This window comes from Paraburkholderia phenoliruptrix, assembly GCF_019511605.1.
Lineage (GTDB): Bacteria > Pseudomonadota > Gammaproteobacteria > Burkholderiales > Burkholderiaceae > Paraburkholderia > Paraburkholderia phenoliruptrix_A.
The window spans coordinates 135,254-141,749 of record NZ_JAEUAV010000018.1; the positions used below are offsets into that span (position 1 = coordinate 135,254).

At 61.0% G+C, this 6,496-nt stretch carries 3 protein-coding genes; all 3 read right to left on the minus strand.

Features of this window, described 5'->3' with window-relative positions:
- Positions 1 to 4: 4 nt before the first annotated feature.
- Positions 5 to 613 (minus strand): response regulator transcription factor, encoded by a 609-nt coding sequence (locus tag JNB89_RS21525; RefSeq protein WP_013342077.1) that lies wholly within the window; start codon positions 611 to 613, stop codon positions 5 to 7.
- Between the two features lie 396 nt (positions 614 to 1,009).
- Complete coding sequence (locus JNB89_RS21530) at positions 1,010 to 2,113, minus strand: OmpA family protein (protein WP_220363536.1); 1,104 nt, start codon at positions 2,111 to 2,113, stop codon at positions 1,010 to 1,012.
- Positions 2,114 to 2,210: 97 nt separating this feature from the next.
- Positions 2,211 to 6,496: beta strand repeat-containing protein (locus tag JNB89_RS21535; RefSeq protein ID WP_220363537.1), on the minus strand; the 4,286-nt coding region annotated here is incomplete at its 5' end.

A 6,496-nucleotide genomic window follows, 5' to 3' on the forward strand; every position in this document is an offset into this window, starting at 1 on the left:
GCAACTAATCGATCAGCTTGTGTAACGACGCAAATTCGATGAGCGCCGCGAGCGACGATAGTCCCAGCTTCTCCTGAATACGGCTCTTGTAGGTACTCACAGTCTTGTCGCTCAAAAATAAACGACTTGCAATGTCGCGATTGCTCGCACCGCGAGCAAGGTGTTGCAGCACTTCCACTTCACGTGCCGACAAGGCGCTCAGCGCGTTTTCGGGCGCAGACCCGGTTGCATCGGCTGGGAAACAGTCGTAGCCAAATAGGACTGTCTTGAGCGCCGTGATCAACTCACTCATGTTGCGCCCTTTGCCCACGTAACCGTTGGCACCTGCCGTGCGCGTATATCCGGCCATTACATCTTCTGGTTTGGCGGAAAGGACAAGAATGCAAATCTTCAGGTTCTCTTCGCGAATACGGCGGATCATGGACAAGCCGTCGAGCCGCGGCAAATCAAGATCGACAATGACGAGATCCGGTTTTTCGCGCAGAACCATTTGTAGACCGTCTTCGCCGTCGCCGCATTCCCCGACCAGGTCCAGCTCCGGGTCGGCGCGCAGCACGTTCGCTATCGTCCCTCTAATTATGGGGTGATCGTCAATAATCACGATTCTCTTCATTTACAGCTCCATTTGTTTTCTTATTAATCAAGGGGCGCAAAACGAAACAGAAACAGCCCAGCAGGGATTGACGTGTATGTTAACAACGTTGGGGCCTCCTCTCTGCCGCAACGTCAGTAGATATGTCTGCAATAACAAGGGATTTTTCGAATCTCACCGACGGATAATTCCGAGTGGAGACCAGAATAATTCTGCGGCGTGCTTGAAGGACATGTTGTGACGACTAGTGTGATGCTGCATGCCAAGTTGCAACCGCGATTGCATATGTCCGCTCTGCGGCACTGACGGAGCCGCAGATTTGGTTTGTGATGGAGTGCTCGCGCGCTACCGCTTCCTCCAACCGTCGCGCGGGCCGCACCGGAAATGCGGCCCGCGATCAACGTGCGAGTTATTGCGTTACTGTGCCCGCTCGTTCGGCTCTTGCTGCGGCTTCGCCTTCTGAACCGGTTTTTGTGCGTCACTACGCACAAATTCCAGTTCCACCCGACGGTTCGCTGCCAGACAGTCGATCAGCGCCTGACGGTTAGCGTCGTGACATTCGACCACCGGATTGTCCTTACCGCGACCGCGTGCAGAGATTGGCGTCGTGACGCCGCCATTTTGCAGATAGCGTTTGACCGTTTCTGCCCGCTTGCTGGACAACTGACGGTTGTAGCTGTCGCTACCCAGACGGTCGGTGTAGCCGTCGATACGAATAGCCGTCACGTCATCCACCTGCTTGAGGTCGCGAATGAGCTGATCCAACTTGGCCTTGCCCGTAGGCAGCATGCCGCCGAGATCGCCACGATCGAACTTGAAGGTGGCGTCGGCCTGCAGTGTCATTTTCGGCGGAATAACGGCGTCATCGTGTGCGGTCGGAGGCGGGGTGCACGCAGCAAGCGCAGCACTAATGCCAGGCAGACCTTTTTCCACCCCATCCACCAGCAGTTGGCTCTTTTCGAAGTTTCGCGTCCATGCCTCGTGACCGGCATGAATCATTTCGACTTCAGAGCACGCCGTCAAACGCTGCGCTTCCTGGCACTGCGGGAAAAGGGGGGACGTCTTCGCCTGCAGGATCTGCTTCCACAGATCGGGACGAATCACCGAAGCCGTGCGCAATTCCGGATTGTCGACAGACAGGCCCTGACCGGTTTCAAGCGCCGCGGTAAGACGGTCGGCCTGAACCAACGCTTCTTGCACGAAGCCCCAGTTATCGTGGCTGTAACGCTCGGCGCTGGCCGCATTCAGCCAGCACTGCGCCTTGTCGCCAAAGTAGTTGTTCTTGCGCTCGCCGAGCGCTTGCAGCCGGCCCTGAACGGCATCGAGCAGTGCGCCGCCCTTGATGCCGCCATAAGTGTCGATCCACTGCGGCGTCACCGCACCTGCGGCCTGGCTTTGCGTGGCGCTGAAGCCGGTCTGCAGCACAGTGGGGTCTTGAATCTGCAGCCGGTCGCGCGTCGCGTTCGACGAACATCCGGCGAGCGTCGCGGCAAGCGCGAGCGCAATCAAGGAATACTTCATGTGTGTTTTCTCATGGAAAGAGGGTCGCACGGAAACTTCCCGTGCGACCCCGACAGCTAACGTCTCAAGCTTCTATTGAAGGCCTGACGGCCCTCGCCTAGTTGCCGAGGACGATGCCGATACCAGCGCGAACGATGGTGCTATTGCCGCCGGAGCTGGACACGCCCAGGTTGTAGTTGATCGTGCCCTTCTCGTTCCACCGCGACACGCCCAGACCGACCGCCTGATAGCCGCGGTAGTTGGCGACGCCCGCGTTGATCGTGGTGCGACCCGGCAGATACGGCGTAACGATATTCAGCGCCGACGCCGCAGCAATACCCTTGGCAGCGTTGCGATCAACGTTGTTGATCGAGTTGCTCATGCTGCCCATGGCATTGTTCAACTGACCCAGGTTGACTGCGTCGGTTGCCTGCGTGCCTGCCGCGACATTCGTAATCTGACGCTCGGCACCGGCTGAGCCGACCGACACCGTGTTGTCGCGATCCGTAGTCGAGTTCGCACCAAGGGCAACCGAATTGACATTCGGAGCCGAGGCACCCGAACCCATGGCGACGGATTTATCGCCCGTCGTCTTGGTGTCCTTGCCGATTGCAATCGACTCGCTACCCGATGCGACTGCCCCGTTACCGATCGCGATTGCATCCGTGCCGGAAGCTACTGCCGCGGTACCGCTCGTTCCCGGGTTGTTGACGGTGATGTAGGTGGAACCGCCGCCGTCCGCGAAGTTCTTCACGGTGTTCTCGAGAGCGGAGAACTGGCCGTAGTTGACTGCGTCGGTAGCGTTCTTGCCATCTGCCACGTTGGTCAGCGTGACCGGCGTCGTCGAACCCACGCCGCCCAGCGTGACCTGGGTCTTCGAGGAGTCGTCGTAGGCAACGCCGTTTGCCGTGCCGTCGCCGCCGTGCTGCGCAACGTACGTCTTCATCTGGTCGACGTTGACGGCGTCGGTTGCGTCAGTGCCCGCAGCCACGTTCTTCAGTTGGGTCGGGGTGCCGCCCGCATTGAAGGTCACTGTGCCCCTCGACATGTTGTCATAGGCGACGAACGCGTTGGTCACATTGCCCGACGAGTCGACGTTCAGACCAGCGGCCTTCAACTGCTTGAGGTTCACGGCCTCGTTGTCACTCGTAGCGTCTGCAACGTTTGCGATCGTCACAGGCGTCGTGGAACCGGCACCGCCCAAGGTCAGCTTGTCATGCGCGGACGTGTCGTAGATCACCGCGTCGGGGCTGCCGCCGCGGGACTGCGCGTCCAGCGCACTGATTGCCGCACCCACGCCGCTGTATGTGCTGCCGCTAATGACATACGCAGGCTTGCTGATGGTGCCGTTCGCCGTCACCGACGAGCTACCGCCCAACGCCGCAGCCGTGCTGCTCATTGCGCCGTAGAGTTGCGAACCGTTGATTGCCTGGGTGCTGCTCGACGCCACCTGACCGGAGCCGACGTTTGACAGAATGACAGGCGTGGTCGCCCCCAGCCCGCCAAACGACACCTTGGTCTTCGTCGTATCGTCGTATGCAACGAACGCGTTCGTGACATTGCCGCTCGAGCCGATGCTTGCGCCCATCGCCTTGAGTTGTTCGACGTTCACCGCGTCGTTGTTCGCGACGCCGTCGGCAACGTTCGACAGCTTGACCGGCGCGCCAGTGGAATTGAGCGTGACGGACGTGTGTGCCGACGTGTCGTACAGGACGGCATTCGTCGAGCCGCCACCGCTGCTGGATGCTGCCGCAATCAGCGCGGCGCCGACGTCGCTATAGGTCGCGCCGTTCAGCTTGTAGCTGGGCTTCGAGATCGTGCCGTCGCTGTTCACCGATGAGCCGCCACCGAGCGCCGCTGCCGTGCTGGCCATTGCACCGTACAGTTGCGAACCGTTGATGGCCTGCGTGCTGGTCGACGTCACCTGGCCCGCGCCCACGTTCGACAGGATGACCGGGGCGGTCGCGCCAACGCCGCCAAACGTAACTCTGCCCTTGGTCGTGTCGTCGTAAGCGACGAACGCGTTCGTCACGTTGCCGCTCGTGCCGATGGTTGCGCCCATTGCCTTCAACTGCTCGACGTTGACCGCGTCGTTGTTCGCGACGCCGTCGGCAACATTCGCCACCTTGACCGGCGTGCCTGCAACGCCGAGCGTGACCGACGTGTGAGCCGACGTGTCATACACCACCGCGTTCGGTGCGCCGCCACCAGCCACAGCCGCGATAGCAGCATTCATCTGGCCGAGGTTCACCGCGTCGGTATTCTGGGTACCGGCGGCAACGTTGATGATCTGATTCTGCTGCGAGCTGCTGCCAACCGAAACGGCGTTGGCTCGGTCTGCCATCGAGTTGTAGCCGATTGCTACAGCGTTAATCGCCGTGGCCGACGACCCGGCACCGAGCGCCATCGAATTGGTAGCGCCCGTCGCCACCGTTGCAGTGTTGCCGAGCGTCACGGAGTTTGTGGCGTTCGTCACGCTATTGCTACCCATCGCCAAGGAGTTGAGACCTTGAGCCGCCGCCATGTAGCCAATGGCCACCGAGTTGTCGGACTTGTTGTCGGTAGTCGCACCGTCGCCAATTACCGTGGCATTCAGTGCCGCTGCGCTTGCATACGAACCTACCACGGTCGAGCCGGCACGGAACGAGCCTGAACCCGCCCCCACGATCACGGAACCCGCGCCCTGAGCCATTGCGCCAGGCCCGATTGCCATGGCGTTCTCGGTGTTGTCCGTCGAGGTGGCAGGAAGGCCAGGAGTGACGGTCGTGCTCACCGCGATATAGTTCGTGACAGGCACGGCCGCGCCCAAAAGCATCGACTTGAGTCCGGTCGACTGGACCGGCGTCAACGAAGCCTTCAGCGCGTTCAACTGAGCGAGGGTCACGGCGTCAGTACTCGCAACGCCGTTCGCAACGTTCATGATGCGGCGTTCTGCACCGATGTCACCGACCGAAATCGAATTCGCCGCGCTGACCCGCGAGTTCGAACCCAACGCCACGGAGTCAGCAAACTGCGAACGTGCGCCCGAACCGATAGCAACCGCGTTGGTACCGCTCGAATACGCCCCACCGCCAATGGCCACGGCTTCGCCGCCAGAGGCGATGGCAGCGCTGGACGCAGACACCACCTTGATGTATTTGGTCGTGTCGGCGATGTTGTTGTTGATCGCACCGACCTGGCTATCGAGCCCGCTAAGGGCAGAGCCGACATCCGAGTACGTGCCGCCACTGAGCTGATAGCTCGGTGCCGACACGGCGCCCGTGGAACTCACGGTCGAGCCGCCACCCAGCGCGTTCGCAACACTGCTCGCCGTGCTGTACAACTGGCTGGCGTTGACTGCGTCGAGGCTTGTGGCCGACAGCGTACCGGCCTTCAGACCGGTAATCTTGGTCGAGCCGCTGGCACCCTTCAGCGTCACGGTATTTTTGGTGGTGTCGTCGTATGCAACAAACGCGTTGGTCACGACGCCGCTGCTGTTGAACGTGCCGCCCATTGCCTGGAGCTGCGCAACGTTGACTGCGTCGTTCGTCGAGATACCGTTCGCGACGTTGGTCAGCGTGACGGCCCTGGTTGCACCCGCGCCGCCCAGCGTGACCTTGCTCTTCGTCGTGTCGTCGTACGCGACAAATGCGTTGGTTACGACGCCGCTGCTGTTAAACGTGCCGCCCATTGCCTGGAGCTGTGCGACGTTGACTGCGTCGTTCGTCGAGATACCGTTCGCGACGTTGGTCAGCGTGACGGCCTTGGTTGCACCCGCGCCGCCCAGCGTGACCTTGCTCTTCGTCGTGTCGTCGTACGCGACAAATGCGTTGGTTACGACGCCGCTGCTGTTAAACGTGCCGCCCATGGCCTGAAGCTGTGCAACGTTGACGGCGTCGTTCGTCGAGATACCGTTCGCGACGTTGGTCAGCGTGACCGCCCTAGTCGTGCCCGCGCCGCCCAGCGTGACCTTGCTCTTCGTCGTGTCGTCATACGCGACGAATGCGTTGGTCACGACGCCGCTACTGTTGAACGTGCCGCCCATTGCCTGGAGCTGCGCAACGTTGACTGCGTCGTTCGTCGAGATACCGTTCGCAACGTTGGTCAGCGTGACGGCCTTGGTCGTGCCCGCGCCGCCCAGCGTGACCTTGCTCTTCGTCGTGTCGTCATACGCGACGAATGCGTTGGTCACGACGCCGCTACTGTTAAACGTGCCGCCCATTGCCTGGAGCTGCGCAACGTTGACTGCGTCGTTCGTCGAGATACCGTTCGCAACGTTCGTCAGCGTGACTGCCTTGGTCGTGCCCGCGCCGCCCAGCGTGACCTTGCTCTTCGTCGTGTCGTCATACGCGACGAATGCGTTGGTCACGACGCCGCTACTGTTGAACGTGCCGCCCATTGCCTGGAGCTGCGCAACGTTGACTG

What these genes read in the sequence shown, in the direction of transcription:
- JNB89_RS21525 (WP_013342077.1), bottom strand. Translation starts at nt 613, where the DNA reads ATGAAGAGAATCGTGATTATTGACGATCACCCCATAATTAGAGGGACG.
- JNB89_RS21530 (WP_220363536.1), bottom strand. Translation starts at nt 2,113, where the DNA reads ATGAAGTATTCCTTGATTGCGCTCGCGCTTGCCGCGACGCTCGCCGGA.